This window comes from Streptomyces sp. NPDC020681 (assembly GCF_044334895.1).
Taxonomy (GTDB): domain Bacteria; phylum Actinomycetota; class Actinomycetes; order Streptomycetales; family Streptomycetaceae; genus Streptomyces.
Genome location: NZ_JBIRTX010000003.1, coordinates 499,630 through 511,980 on the forward strand (window position 1 = coordinate 499,630; position 12,351 = coordinate 511,980).

General features: G+C 70.0%; 14 protein-coding genes and 1 pseudogene. 9 read left to right on the forward strand and 6 right to left on the reverse strand.

The features are described 5' to 3' along the window. Positions 1 to 5: 5 nt before the first annotated feature. From ACH4YL_RS09365 to ACH4YL_RS09375, 3 genes are all read left to right on the forward strand, one after another. Complete coding sequence (locus tag ACH4YL_RS09365; protein ID WP_398506329.1) at positions 6 to 647, forward strand: TetR/AcrR family transcriptional regulator; 642 nt, start codon at positions 6 to 8, stop codon at positions 645 to 647. Positions 648 to 794: 147 nt separating this feature from the next. Continuing rightward, the gene (locus ACH4YL_RS09370) at positions 795 to 1,022 is read left to right on the forward strand and encodes a DUF3107 domain-containing protein (protein WP_398506331.1); all 228 of its coding nucleotides are present in this window, start codon (positions 795 to 797) and stop codon (positions 1,020 to 1,022) included. A 176-nt stretch (positions 1,023 to 1,198) separates the two neighbouring features. Then, positions 1,199 to 1,468: a hypothetical protein gene (locus ACH4YL_RS09375; protein WP_398506333.1), complete on the forward strand. Its 270-nt coding sequence runs from the start codon at positions 1,199 to 1,201 to the stop codon at positions 1,466 to 1,468. 67 nt (positions 1,469 to 1,535) lie between these two features. Here ACH4YL_RS09375 and ACH4YL_RS09380 read toward each other — a convergent pair whose 3' ends face one another. After that, a complete protein-coding gene (locus ACH4YL_RS09380; RefSeq protein WP_398506335.1) occupies positions 1,536 to 2,261 on the reverse strand; it encodes a ferritin-like fold-containing protein in 726 nt (241 codons plus the stop codon). 525 nt (positions 2,262 to 2,786) lie between these two features. Between ACH4YL_RS09380 and ACH4YL_RS09385 the strand changes: the two genes are divergently transcribed. Together ACH4YL_RS09385 and ACH4YL_RS09390 are read left to right on the forward strand one after the other, a co-directional pair. Next, positions 2,787 to 4,559, forward strand: a complete 1,773-nt coding sequence (locus ACH4YL_RS09385) for a DEAD/DEAH box helicase (protein WP_398506337.1) — start codon at positions 2,787 to 2,789, stop codon at positions 4,557 to 4,559. A gap of 97 nt (positions 4,560 to 4,656) precedes the next feature. Continuing rightward, a complete protein-coding gene (locus ACH4YL_RS09390) occupies positions 4,657 to 5,514 on the forward strand; it encodes an alpha/beta fold hydrolase (RefSeq protein WP_398506339.1) in 858 nt (285 codons plus the stop codon). An 18-nt stretch (positions 5,515 to 5,532) separates the two neighbouring features. Here the strand turns inward: ACH4YL_RS09390 and ACH4YL_RS09395 are convergent, their stop codons facing one another. After that, complete coding sequence (locus ACH4YL_RS09395; protein WP_398506340.1) at positions 5,533 to 6,432, reverse strand: NYN domain-containing protein; 900 nt, start codon at positions 6,430 to 6,432, stop codon at positions 5,533 to 5,535. A gap of 148 nt (positions 6,433 to 6,580) precedes the next feature. On the opposite strand from ACH4YL_RS09395, the gene ACH4YL_RS09400 reads away from it, so the two are divergent. Then, positions 6,581 to 6,733 (forward strand): hypothetical protein, encoded by a 153-nt coding sequence (locus tag ACH4YL_RS09400; RefSeq protein WP_398506342.1) that lies wholly within the window; start codon positions 6,581 to 6,583, stop codon positions 6,731 to 6,733. A 73-nt stretch (positions 6,734 to 6,806) separates the two neighbouring features. Here ACH4YL_RS09400 and ACH4YL_RS09405 read toward each other — a convergent pair whose 3' ends face one another. From ACH4YL_RS09405 to ACH4YL_RS09415, 3 genes are all read right to left on the reverse strand, one after another. Next, a complete protein-coding gene (locus ACH4YL_RS09405) occupies positions 6,807 to 7,412 on the reverse strand; it encodes a MarC family protein (protein WP_398506344.1) in 606 nt (201 codons plus the stop codon). A 149-nt stretch (positions 7,413 to 7,561) separates the two neighbouring features. Then, the gene (locus ACH4YL_RS09410) at positions 7,562 to 8,428 is read right to left on the reverse strand and encodes a PHP domain-containing protein (RefSeq protein WP_398506346.1); all 867 of its coding nucleotides are present in this window, start codon (positions 8,426 to 8,428) and stop codon (positions 7,562 to 7,564) included. A 162-nt stretch (positions 8,429 to 8,590) separates the two neighbouring features. Continuing rightward, on the reverse strand, positions 8,591 to 9,229 hold the full coding sequence (locus ACH4YL_RS09415; protein ID WP_398506348.1) for a DUF6758 family protein: 639 nt from the start codon (positions 9,227 to 9,229) through the stop codon (positions 8,591 to 8,593). 198 nt (positions 9,230 to 9,427) lie between these two features. Between ACH4YL_RS09415 and ACH4YL_RS09420 the strand changes: the two are divergent. Further along, positions 9,428 to 9,589, forward strand: a pseudogene (locus ACH4YL_RS09420) (MFS transporter); the annotation flags it as partial. A 48-nt stretch (positions 9,590 to 9,637) separates the two neighbouring features. On the opposite strand, the gene ACH4YL_RS09425 reads toward ACH4YL_RS09420, so the two are convergent. Further along, positions 9,638 to 10,243: a suppressor of fused domain protein gene (locus ACH4YL_RS09425; RefSeq protein WP_398506350.1), complete on the reverse strand. Its 606-nt coding sequence runs from the start codon at positions 10,241 to 10,243 to the stop codon at positions 9,638 to 9,640. Positions 10,244 to 10,685: 442 nt separating this feature from the next. Between ACH4YL_RS09425 and ACH4YL_RS09430 the strand changes: the two genes are divergently transcribed. Next, positions 10,686 to 11,801, forward strand: coding sequence for a magnesium and cobalt transport protein CorA (locus tag ACH4YL_RS09430; protein ID WP_398506352.1), 1,116 nt, complete (start codon positions 10,686 to 10,688; stop codon positions 11,799 to 11,801). Between the two features lie 31 nt (positions 11,802 to 11,832). Then, a complete protein-coding gene (locus tag ACH4YL_RS09435) occupies positions 11,833 to 12,345 on the forward strand; it encodes a hypothetical protein (RefSeq protein ID WP_398506354.1) in 513 nt (170 codons plus the stop codon). Positions 12,346 to 12,351 lie beyond the last annotated feature (6 nt).

Sequence of the window (12,351 nt, forward strand, 5' to 3'; positions counted from 1 at the left end):
GCGGCGTGACAGCCATCGAGCAGACAGAGGCGGCGCGCCCGCGGGGCACACGCCTGCCACGCCGAGCCCGTAGAAACCAGCTGCTGGGCGCCGCCCAGGAAGTTTTCGTGGCTCAGGGCTACCACTCGGCCGCCATGGACGACATCGCCGAACGGGCCGGCGTCAGCAAGCCCGTGCTCTACCAGCACTTTCCAGGAAAGCTGGAGCTGTATCTCGCCCTGCTGGACCAGCACTGCGAGTCACTGCTCGACGCGGTCCGTACGGCGCTGGCGTCGACGACCGACAACAAGCTGCGGGTCGCCGCCACGATGGACGCGTACTTCGCGTACGTCGAGGACGAGGGCGGCGCCTTCCGGCTTGTCTTCGAGTCGGACCTGACGAACGAGCCGGCCGTGCGTGAGCGGGTCGAGCGCGTCTCGCTGCAGTGCGCCGAGGCCATCTCCGACGTGATCGCCGAGGACACCGGCCTGTCCAAGGACGAGTCCATGCTGCTGGCGGTCGGCCTCGGCGGCGTTTCGCAGGTGGTGGCCAGGTACTGGCTCTCCAGCGAATCGGGCATCCCGCGCGACACGGCGGTGCAGCTGCTCACCTCGCTCGCCTGGCGCGGCATCGCGGGCTTCCCACTGCACGGCGCGGAACAGCACTGACGCGCACGCCGGTCGTTCGTGGTGTTCACGGCTGTTCGCTCCTGGCGTTGCCGGGGGACGTCTGCCGGGTCCGCTCTCCGGGCTAATGTGTGCTGCGTACGGCGCGGCTGACCGCGCAACTCACTGACCGTTCGGAGGGACATAGCCGTGGAGGTCAAGATCGGTGTGCAGCACGCGCCCCGGGAGATCGTTCTGGAGAGCGGGCAGTCCGCCGAGGAGGTCGAGCGCGCCGTGGGAGAGGCGCTGGTCGGCAAGGCGCAGCTGCTGAGCCTCTCGGACGACAAGGGCCGCAAGATTCTGGTGCCGGCCGACCGGATCGCGTATGTCGAGATCGGCGAGCCGGCGACCCGGCGCGTGGGGTTCGGCGCGCTGTAGCGCTGTAGGCGCTCGACCAGATCATTTGGGCAGTACGGAAGAGGGCCCGGCGGGATTTCCCGCCGGGCCCTCTTTGCGCTCCCTTTCCGCTGCTCGGGAGGGTTGTTCTGACTGACGGCCGGGTAGTACGGGCTACGACCGATATGCCCGCCCCGGCGTCCGTGAGGTGATCAGAAGTGCTGTTGGAAGCGCTCGGTTCAGTCCTGCTCGGACTCGCCCTTTCATGGGCGGCGACCCGGCACCTCCCCGACCGTCTCCCGGCACCGCGCGTGGTGTTCACCACAGGAACACTGGGTGCGCTCTTCGGCTCGTACGTGACGCATGCGGCACTGGGTCCCGGTCATCTGCTGGCGACGCTGGGCGGCGCGGTGGCGATCAGCGCGGTCCTGCTCTCGCTGCTGCTCCGCCCGTCAACCCGGCGCCTGCGCCGGGCGTTCCCTTTCTGAGTCGCTCCAAGGGGGCGGCCCGGCCCTCGGACCGGCCGCCCGACAAGGACTGACGTGGCGGGGAAACTCAGGCCGCGAGGCCGAGCGCGGCCATGCGCTTGGTGTGCGCCTCGGTGATCCGGGAGAACATCCGGCCCACCTCCGCGAGGTCGAAGCCGTCCGCCACGCCGCCCACGAGCATCGTGGAGAGCGCGTCGCGGTCCGCGACCACCCGCTGCGCCTGGGACAGCGCCTCGCCCATCAGCCGCCGCGCCCACAGCGCGAGCCGGCCGCCGACCCGCGGCTCCGCCTCGATCGCGGCGCGCACCTTCTCGACCGCGAAGTTTCCGTGGCCCGTGTCGTCCAGCACCGCCAGCACCAGCGCGCGGGTGTCGGAGTCCAGCCGGGCCGCGACCTCGCGGTAGAAGTCACTGGCGATCGAGTCGCCGACATACGCCTTGACCAGGCCTTCGAGCCAGTCGGACGGCGCGGTCTGGCGGTGGAAGTCGTCCAGCGCCTGCGCGAAGGGCTCCATCGCCGCCGTCGGCTCGGCCTCGATCGCGGTCAGCCGGTCGCGCAGCTGCTCGAAGTGGTGGAACTCCGCGGAGGCCATCTTCGCCAGCTCCGCCTTGTCGCCCAGCGTCGGCGCGAGCTTGGCGTCCTCGGCGAGCCGCTCGAAGGCCGCCAGCTCGCCGTACGCGAGCGCCCCGAGAAGATCGACTACGGCTGCGCGGTACTGCGGGTCGGCAGAGGCCGTCGCCCAGTCCTGGGCGGCGATCCCGGTGTGTTCAGTGGCGTTGTCAGGCGTCTCCATGAAGCGCACAATAGCCCGCTCACCGCAGGGCGGAAGGGGCTGGTCAGCCACGCCCGTACCTCGGTTCCTACGAATTCACCCAACACACATGCGCGAATCCGGGGTACAGTGGTAATGCGCCTGTCGAGCGTTTCGAATACTCGGCGGGCGATCGCAGTGTATGACTGGAGGATTTGCTCCTCCAGAGTTCCCATGAGGATGCCCGGTCGGTGGCACGATCGGCTCCGAACCGACCGCCCTCCGCGCGGACCGTGCGCACCACTCGCGTACGACCGCAGATGAGGGGCCCCCTCAGCGGCACGAGCGCTCGAGCGACGGCAGTGGTCCCGCGCCATCCGGCCAACCCACGGCCGGCCCAGTACCCAGGTGCGGTACGACCCCCAGCGTTCGCCTCGCGCCGCGTCTCACAGAAGAGGCAACATTCTGTCTACGCAAGTTACGACTTTCCGGGATCTTGGGATCCTTCCCGAGACGGCCGAGGCTCTTGAGGCCGTCGGCATTCTGTCCCCTTTCCCCATTCAGGAGATGACGCTCCCCGTCGCGCTCTCCGGCACCGATGTCATCGGCCAGGCCAAGACCGGCACGGGCAAGACCCTCGGTTTCGGCCTGCCGCTGCTGGAGCGCGTCACCGTCCCCGCGGACGTCGAGGCGGGCCGGGCGAAGCCCGAGCAGCTGACCGACGCGCCGCAGGCGCTGGTCGTCGTCCCCACCCGCGAGCTGTGCACCCAGGTCACCAATGACCTGCTCACCGCCGGCAAGGTGCGGAACGTCCGGGTGCTCGCGATCTACGGCGGCCGTGCGTACGAGCCTCAGGTCGAGGCGCTGCGCAAGGGCGTCGACGTGATCGTCGGCACGCCCGGCCGGCTGCTCGACCTGGCCGGCCAGAAGAAGCTGGACCTCTCCAAGGTCCGCGCGCTCGTTCTCGACGAGGCCGACGAGATGCTCGATCTGGGCTTCCTGCCCGACGTCGAGAAGATCATCCAGCAGCTTCCGGCGAAGCGTCAGACGATGCTGTTCTCGGCGACCATGCCGGGTGCGGTCATCGGCCTTGCCCGCCGTTACATGTCGCAGCCCACGCACATCCGCGCCACCTCGCCCGACGACGAGGGCGCGACCGTGGCGAACACCGCGCAGTACGTCTACCGCGCGCACTCCATGGACAAGCCGGAGATGGTCTCCCGCATCCTGCAGGCCGACGGCCGCGGGCTCGCGATGATCTTCTGCCGCACCAAGCGCACGGCTGCCGACATCGCCGAGCAGCTGCAGCGCCGCGGCTTCGCCTCCGGCGCGGTCCACGGCGACCTCGGCCAGGGCGCGCGCGAGCAGGCGCTCCGCGCCTTCCGCAACGGCAAGGTGGACGTCCTCGTCTGCACCGATGTCGCGGCTCGCGGCATCGACGTCGAGGGCGTTACCCATGTCATCAACTACCAGTCGCCGGAGGACGAGAAGACGTACCTCCACCGCATCGGCCGCACCGGCCGCGCGGGCGCCAAGGGCATCGCGATCACGCTGGTCGACTGGGACGACATCCCGCGCTGGCAGCTGATCAACAAGGCGCTGGACCTCGGCCTCAGCGACCCGGTCGAGACGTACTCCACGTCGCCGCACCTGTTCGAGGAGCTGAGCATCCCGGCCGGCACAAAGGGCGTACTGCCCCGTGCCGAGCGCACCCGCGCGGGCCTGGGTGCGGAAGAGGTCGAGGACCTCGGCGAGACGGGCGGCCGCGGCCGCAAGTCGTCGGCCACTGCGACCGCGACCGAGGAGCGCGCGCCGCGCACCCGCACGCCGCGCCAGCGCCGCCGCACCAGGTCGGGCACACCGTCGGCGGAGACCACGCCGTCCACGGAGACGGTGGAGTCCACGGTGGCTCCGGAGTCCTCGGACTCCGCCGCCGAGCCGCGCACTCCGCGCCGCCGTCGCAGGACTCGCGTGGGCGCGCCTGCGGCTGCGGAGCCGGTCGCCTCGGTGACCGCCGTGGCGACGGTGGAGCTCCCTGAGCCTGCGCCCGAGGCCGAGGCGAAGCCCCGTCGCCGTACGCGCGCGGTGAAGGCCGTGGACACGGTCGAAGCGGTCGCAACGGACGCCGAGACCAAGCCCCGCCGGCGCACCCGCGCGGTGAAGGCCACGGACACCGCCACGGTCGAGGCCGTCGCCACGGAGACGGAGACCGAGACCAAGCCCCGTCGCCGTACCCGCGCGGTGAAGGCCGTGGACACGGTCGAAGCGGTCGCCACGGACGCCGAGACCAAGCCCCGTCGCCGCACCCGTACGCCGAAGGCCGCCCAGCCCGAGAGCTGATCGCCTTTTCGACGGCCCGGCCCCTTTCCGAGGGGCCGGGCCGTCGGCGTTTGCGGCCGCCCGGGCCACACCGGCGCATGCCCGTTAGCCTCGTGGCATGAGCCGGCCTCCCACCTTCGCCCCGCCGCCCTGCGCCAGCCCCCGACTCCTGAGCACCTCCCGCGGTGACTTCGCCGTCCTCGACGCGCGGCCCAGCACGCAGGACAAGGACATCAAGGCCACCGCCCTCCTGCTGCCCGGCTACACCGGCAGCAAGGAGGACTTCATCGCCCTGCTCGAGCCCCTTGCAGCCGCCGGTTACCGCGCCGTCGCCGTCGACGGCCGCGGGCAGTACGAGACCGACGGACCCGACGACCAAAGCGCCTACGCCCAGACCGAGTTGGCCCGCGATGTGCTCGCGCAGGCCGAGGCGGTCGGCGGGCCCGTGCATCTCCTCGGGCACTCTCTCGGCGGGCAGATCGCCCGTGCCGCCGTCATCGTCGAGCCGACCCTGTTCCGCTCGCTCACCCTCATGGCCTCCGGCCCCGCCCGTATCAGCACCGCCCAGCAGCAGAAGGTCAAGATGCTCAGCGACGCGCTCGCGGTGCTGGAAATGGACCAGGTGTGGGAGGCGATGAAGGCGCTCGATCCGCCCGAGGACGCGGACACCGACCCGGGCAACGGCGAGGATCTGCGCCGTCGTTGGCTGCGGCACAGTCCCGTTCAGCTGATCGCGACGGGCCGTCAGCTGACCGTCGAGCCCGACCGGATCGACGAGCTCGCCGCCGTACAGCCGCTGCCCAAGCATGTGCTGAGCGGCGAGCGTGACGACACCTGGCCGGTTCCGCTGCTCGACGACATGGCGCAGCGGCTGTCCGCGCACCGGACCGTGATCGCCGGGGCCGAGCACTCCCCCAACACCGACCGGCCGCTGGAGACCGCGGCCGCCGTCATCGGTTTCTGGGATCGGCACTGAGAGATCAGGGCTCAGAGATCAGTACTGGGACTGGAGGTGCTGCCAGAAACCGTCCCGCAGCGCCCGCCGCAGCACCGCATGCCCGCGCAGCGACCGCTGCAGCACCCGCTCCGCCTCGATCAGCAGATCCTGGTCCACCGGCCCCGGCAGGTAAGGGTGGCCCGGCAGAAGCTCGACCATCGTCTCCCGGCCGCGCTCGGCCAGCCAGGTCGCCGCGATCTGCGCGCCGACGAACCGCACCTCGTCGCGCGACGGCGGCGGCGCGCCTTCGTTCTCGTACGTCGTGACCGGGCGGCGGGTGATGTACGGCCGGCAGAAGTCCAGGTCGAACGTCCGCTGGCTGTCCACCTCCCACAGCAGTGGCTCGGCCTGGTTGCGTCCGTCCCCCGCCTCGATGCCCCACAGATGCACCCGAGCGCCGTAACCCTGCGCCGCCTCGACGGCCGAGACCAGGTCCTCGTCGCCGCCCACCAGCGCCGCGTCGCTGATCGCGCGGTGCCGGGCCAGTGACTCCAGGTCCGTACGGATGAGGGAGTCGACGCCTTTCTGCTGGTTGTTGGCGTTGAGGTTGCCGAGCCGCACCTTGACGTCCGGCAGTTCGGCGATGGACTGCTGCTCGGAGGTGTGGATCCGGCGTCTCGCGCCGTCGTACCAGTACACGCGCAGCAGCCGGCTGTCCGCGAAGATCGTGCGAGCCTTGTCGATGAAGGCCTCGATCAGCCCTTCCGCGTCCAGGTCGAAGGAGCGCCGGTCCTCGGTGCCCGCGACCAGCAACCCGGCCGCAGCATAGACGTAACCGGCGTCGACGAAAATGGCGTGCGTGGACGGGGTCTTGGCGACCTCGGCGAGCATGCGATGGAGCAGCTCGTTGGTGCGCTCCAGGCGGGCGCTGATCTCGTTGATCTCTGCATCGTTCATACGGTGCTCATTCTCACCGGCCCCGCCCCTACCTGCCAGTACTTAGGCATTCGAAAAATTTCCTTAGCGTAGGGAATGTTTGCAGGATGCATCCCGTTGCAGACATATGTAACCCATGAGTTAGTGAGTGCAGACGAAGGGAGAAGCAATGCGCTTCGAGATCATGCGCCTGGACGATGTCGACGGCAACGCCGTGGACAGCACCGTCGTGGACGCCGCCTCCGTCAACAGGATCGTGCAGCAGGCCGCCGCTACGGGCCAGCGCATCTATATCCGCCCGATCGAACCCGCGGCCGTGTAACACCGCAGCCCAGACGCAGCTCGCCCCCGTACGGAGATCCGTACGGGGGCGTCGTTGTCCCACCGGGCGCGGGTCAGGCGGCCTGGATCACCTGTGTGACGCCGTTGATGATCTGCTGCACGGCGATCGCGGAGAGCATCATGCCCGCGAGCCGCGTCACCAGCACCACACCGCCCTCCTTGATGACCCGGATGATCAGCAGCGAGTAGCGCATGGTCAGCCAGAGCACGAGGTGCATCACCACGATCGCGGTCCACACCGACACCTGCTGGGCCGCGCCGTCCGCGTGCTGCACCGCGAGGATCACCGACACGATCGCGCCGGGCCCGGCGAGCAGCGGCATGCCCAGCGGCACGAGCGCCACATTGACGTCCTTGGTCTGCTGGGGCTCGTCCGTCTTGCCGGTGAGCAGATCGAGCGCGATGAGGAGCAGCAGCAGACCGCCCGCGATCATCAACGCGGGCACGGAGACATGCAGATAGTCCAGGATCTGCTGGCCGAGAATGCCGAACACGGTGATCACGCCGAAGGCGACGGCCACCGCCTGCCAGGCCATCCGGCGCTGTACCTTCGCGGGCCGGCCGGAGGTCAGCGCGAGAAAGATCGGCGTGATCCCGGGGGGATCCATGATCACAAAAAGGGTCAGAAAGAGAGATCCGAAAACGGCAGCGTCAAACACAGTGAGCCTTGCGGGGTGTCGGGGTGGTGGTGCGGGGTCGGGGTGTCACAGGCGCGACGACGCGCGGGAGCGCCAAGACGTGAGGTCAGGGGCGCTCGGTGGCCGGAAGGGGCCGCGCGTTGAAGCCACCGTCAGCGGTGAAGCCACGGTCAGCGGCGGGGACTTCCCCCGGTGCCGGGCACCGGGAACGCGCCCGTCGCACGCCGCGTGATCTCGCCGTAGATCTCCGGGTCGGTGGTGTAGTCGCCGAGTCGGCAGGTCTTGCGGCTGCCGTGATAGTCGCTGGATCCGGTGGCCAGCAGCCCGAGGTCCGCGGCGAGAACGCGCAGCCGCTCCCGGGCCGGGGCGTCGTGGTCCATGTGGTCGACCTCGATGCCGTCGAGGCCCGCCGTCGCAAGCTCGGCTATCACCTTCTCGGACACCGTGCGGCCGCGCTGCGCGGCCATCGGGTGCGCGAAGACGGCGACGCCGCCCGCGGCCTTGACCAGCCGGACCGCTGTGAAGGGGTCGAGCTCGTGCTTGACGACATGGGCCCGGCCGCCGTCGGCGATCCACTCCGGCGTGAAGGCGTCGGAGACGGTCGGCACGACGCCGAGCTCGACGAGCGCGGACGCGATGTGCGGACGGCCGACGGACCCTTCTCCGGCGATGCGCGCGACCCGGTCCCAGTCGATCGGCACGCCGAGCTCCTGGAGCTTGGCCACCATCGCCTGCGCGCGCGGCACCCGGTCGTCCCGTACGAGCTCACGCTCGCGCAGCAGTTCCGGCTCGTGCGGATCGAAGAGATACGCCAGCAGATGCAGGCTCACTCCGTCGAGACGGCAGGAGAGCTCGGCGCCGGTGACAAGGGTCAGGCCCTCGGGGAGCGCGACGGCCGCCTCGGCGTGGCCGCGGGTGGTGTCGTGGTCGGTGAGCGCGACGACGTCCAGTCCGGCAGCGGCGGCATTGCGCACCAGCTCGGCCGGAGTGTCCGTGCCGTCGGACGCCGTGGAGTGGGTGTGCAGATCGATGCGCACGACGCGTGACTCCAGGGACGGCTGACGGACAGGGGACGGTCCAGTGTATCGGTCATGCGTACGCCCCCGGTTCGGCGATCGGCCCTCGCGTACGGAGAGGTCCGACCTCGCGTACGGGACCGCGCCAGGGCGGCCGTGCGAAGACGCCCTACGACGCGGGCGTTACGACAACAGCCGCGGCGACAGCGCGCCGCACGGCAGCAGTTCCACTTCCGCGCCCGCGTCGCGCAGATCGGTGAGCACCAGCTCGTCGTACATCAGCAGCCCCGACTGTTCCGGCCAGACGATCGCCCACAGCCACAACCCCCGCGCCTCGCCCGCGAAGACCGCGCGGTCGTCGGGCGAGCTGGTCACATGCCACAGCGGAGTGGGCCGGCCGGCGGCGAGCACCTTGACCTGCGGCGGCTTGTCGACGCTGATGTGCGGTCCCGGGTCGGGGCCGTCTATACCGGCATAGCGCGCGCCGAGGCCGACACCCAACTCTTCGGCGACCAGCAGCAGTTCGCCGATACCGCCGAGCGGGCCCGGGCCCGAGCAGGCGACGGCGGTGGCACGGCCGCCGCTGCGGTCGTCGCCCGCGTACGCGACACCGGTGAAGAGCCACCCGACGGGCAGCGGCCAGGGCATCCAGACAGGGACTTTCGCACGGTGCACGACCACACCGAGGGCCTCGACGCTGGGCGGGATCACCGGCTGCAGCGGGTGCACAGCGCCGTGCACATCGCACTGCCAGGAGTCGGCAAAGAGACCGGGCGCCCTGACCCGGCCACCGCACTTCGGGCAACTGGGTTCGCCCCTCATAGCGCCCAACGGTCCTCCCCGGCCGTCGTCGCGTCAAGGACGATCACCCGTCCGGCGTGTGCTCCCACCAGCCAAAATTAGATGCGACTTACATTGATTAGAGTGGCTAACTTATTGCATGTATTCGCTGAGACTGGGCGTCGCGTCCAGGCCCTTGGCGATGGACGGCAGGATCGGGTCCACCAGACCGAGCCGCACATGGGCGGATCGCTGCTGCTGCTCGCCGCCGACCTGCTGGTGCTCGGATACGGGAACCACACCGTGGCCGTCGTCGGCACGATCGTCTCCGGCGCGCCGATCGGCGTGAGCAACACCGTCTACACCGAACTCGCCCTCGGCGTCTCCGACGCGCCCCGGCCCGCGCACGCGACCGAGGACGGAGTGTCCGTGTTCGCCAACTGACGCCGCTCAGTCGAGAGTTACGGACCTGCGCAGCGGATCGCGCAGGTCCGTGCCCTGCGTCAGCCACCGCTCCTGGAGTTCCTGCGCCCCGTGCACCCGCTTCCAGGCCGCCTCGTTCGACGTCATCGGCAGCAGCGGCAGAAAGCGCACCGGATCCATCGGCGCGTCCAGTTCCAGGTCCTCGACCAGCCCGCCCGGCTCCGCGACCAGTACCGAGCTGAACGGCGCGGCGGGCCAGAGCGGATCGCCCACGTCCAGCGATGCGCCGGGCGCCACGACGACGCCTTCGACTTGCGGGGAGGCGGCCAGTACGGCGAGCGGACGGAGCACCTTGTCGGTGTCGGCGAGCCCGGCGCGTACCGACAGGACCAGCTCGGCGCGCGGGCCCTTCACCGGGTCGGCAAGGGCCGCGGTGGGGTCGGTCATCGGGTGGGCGGACATGCCGAGGGTGGCGTATCTCACGATGTCCGCGGCGCTGCCGTCGCCGTGTCCGCCGCGGAACCGGAGCACCTCGATGCGGTCCGTACCGAGGAACGTCACAGCCGCGCGTGCGTCCGGCTCACCAAGTGCCGTACGCAGCCGGGCTTCGACCAGTGCAAGAACATCTCCCATGTCGTGAGCATAAAGCGCGTATGGAACGGGCAAAGGAAGGGATTGACCCTCAGTCGGCTGGTAGTCTGGGCCGCTGGTCGGGACGGCACGCTGATGGGGGCACCCCCAGGCGGAGTCTGGGGGAGTTGCTCTCCAATCCCGATGACACGTCGTCCCTTACGGGGGACCGGCCGGAGGAGGTGGGGTCTGCGGTGGATCGAAGTCGACCGTGCAGTACCAACCGCTCTTCCGCACGACACCTCTCCTTGGTGATCTGAGGCCTGCCCGCACGGGGCCCACGGGATTTCGCACGACGGAAGAGCACTTCGTTTTTGCCTGTCTGTAGCGAACGCCGTCACCGCGATGCCGCGGTGCCGCCCGCTTTGCGGACGTACACATCACGTCCCCATTCCGGGCTGTGCCACGCCAGCCGCCGACGGCCTCTCCGTGAAGGAGCCGTCCCATGTCGATGATCCGTGACCTGCGCGAAGCAGTCCGCCCCAACCTGCGCAAGAGCAGCGCCGCGTACAACGCGTACGACACCACCCGCGACCCCTCCGCCGCCAGCGCCGTCGTCGACTGCGCCGTCTACCGCGACGGGAAGCGGCTGGAGACCGACGCCTGCCAGACCCCGCACGAGGCGATGCTGCGGGTGCGTGAGGGCGGCGGCTTCGCGTGGATCGGGCTGCACGAGCCGACCGAGGCCGAATTCGCCGGTATCGCCGCGGAGTTCGGGCTCCACCCGCTGGCCGTCGAGGACGCGGTCCACGCCCACCAGCGGCCCAAGCTGGAGCGCTACGACGACACGCTGTTCACGGTCTTCAAGACCATCCACTACGTCGAGCACGCCGAACTCACCGCGACCAGCGAGGTCGTCGAGACCGGCGAGGTGATGTGCTTCACCGGACGGGACTTCGTCATCACCGTCCGGCACGGCGGCAAGGGCTCGCTGCGGGCGCTGCGGCACGGGCTGCAGAAGGACGCGGAACTGCTCGCCAAGGGGCCGTCCTCGGTGCTGCACGCCATCGCCGACCATGTCGTCGACGGATACATCGCGGTGGCCGAGGCCGTGCAGGACGACATCGACGAGGTCGAGATCGATGTCTTCTCCGCACCGACGAAGGGCAGCACGCGCGGCGGCGACGCCGGCCGGATCTACCAGCTCAAGCGAGAGGTCCTGGAGTTCAAGAGGGCCGTGTCCCCGCTGCTGCGGCCGATGCAACTGCTGAGCGAGCGGCCGATGCGGCTGATCGACCCGGACATCCAGAAGTACTTCCGCGATGTCGCCGACCACCTCGCCCGAGTCCAGGAAGAGGTCATCGGCTTCGACGAGCTGCTGAACTCCATCCTCCAGGCCAATCTGGCGCAGGCGACGGTCGCGCAGAACGAGGACATGCGCAAGATCACCTCCTGGGCGGCGATCATCGCCGTCCCGACGGCGGTCTGCGGCGTGTACGGCATGAACTTCGACCACATGCCGGAACTGCACTGGCAGTACGGCTACCCGATGGTGCTCACCGGCATCGCCGGGGCCTGTATTGCGATCCACCGCACCCTCAAGCGCAACGGCTGGCTGTAGGCGGCGGGCCCGCAGTGGTTAGGCTGCGGGCATGACAGACGCGCTGCTCGACCAGGCCCTCGTCGAGGAGGCCACCAAGAAGTCCGGCCTCATCTGGGTCCGGGGCGAGGGTCCCGCGCGGGCGCTGTGGCACGTGTGGCACGAGGGCGCGGCCCACATCGTCGGCGACGGTCCCGGCGAGCAGCCGCTTCCGCAGCTGGTGAACGGCGGCACGGCCGAGGTCACGGTCCGCAGCAAGGACAAGGGCGGCCGGCTGATCGCCTGGACGGCGGCGGTGAGTGAGCTGGAACCGCACTCCGAGGCGTGGGAGTCGGCCGTCGCCGAACTCAAGGGCAAGCGGCTGAACGCCCCGGACGGCGAGCGGATGACGGAGCGGTGGGCCCAGGAGTGCCGGGTGCTTCGGCTCGAGCCTAAGAACGTGACCACCGAGTTCTCGGACGAGTCCTTGTCGGCCCCGCCGCTGGCGACCTCGGCGACGACCCGCCGCCCGATCCCGGCGGCGCTGCCGCGCCTGCTCCTCAAGCGCAAGAAGAAGCGCGGCTAGGTCTTT

Bases quoted from the DNA above. Each gene is read 5' to 3' on its own strand.
- ACH4YL_RS09385 (WP_398506337.1), top strand. From the start codon at position 2,787: ATGACGCTCCCCGTCGCGCTCTCCGGCACCGATGTCATCGGCCAGGCC.
- ACH4YL_RS09395 (WP_398506340.1), bottom strand. From the start codon at position 6,432: ATGAACGATGCAGAGATCAACGAGATCAGCGCCCGCCTGGAGCGCACC.
- ACH4YL_RS09425 (WP_398506350.1), bottom strand. From the start codon at position 10,243: ATGGGAGATGTTCTTGCACTGGTCGAAGCCCGGCTGCGTACGGCACTT.
- ACH4YL_RS09415 (WP_398506348.1), bottom strand. From the start codon at position 9,229: ATGAGGGGCGAACCCAGTTGCCCGAAGTGCGGTGGCCGGGTCAGGGCG.
- ACH4YL_RS09430 (WP_398506352.1), top strand. From the start codon at position 10,686: ATGTCGATGATCCGTGACCTGCGCGAAGCAGTCCGCCCCAACCTGCGC.
- ACH4YL_RS09435 (WP_398506354.1), top strand. From the start codon at position 11,833: ATGACAGACGCGCTGCTCGACCAGGCCCTCGTCGAGGAGGCCACCAAG.
- ACH4YL_RS09390 (WP_398506339.1), top strand. From the start codon at position 4,657: ATGAGCCGGCCTCCCACCTTCGCCCCGCCGCCCTGCGCCAGCCCCCGA.
- ACH4YL_RS09400 (WP_398506342.1), top strand. From the start codon at position 6,581: ATGCGCTTCGAGATCATGCGCCTGGACGATGTCGACGGCAACGCCGTG.
- ACH4YL_RS09380 (WP_398506335.1), bottom strand. From the start codon at position 2,261: ATGGAGACGCCTGACAACGCCACTGAACACACCGGGATCGCCGCCCAG.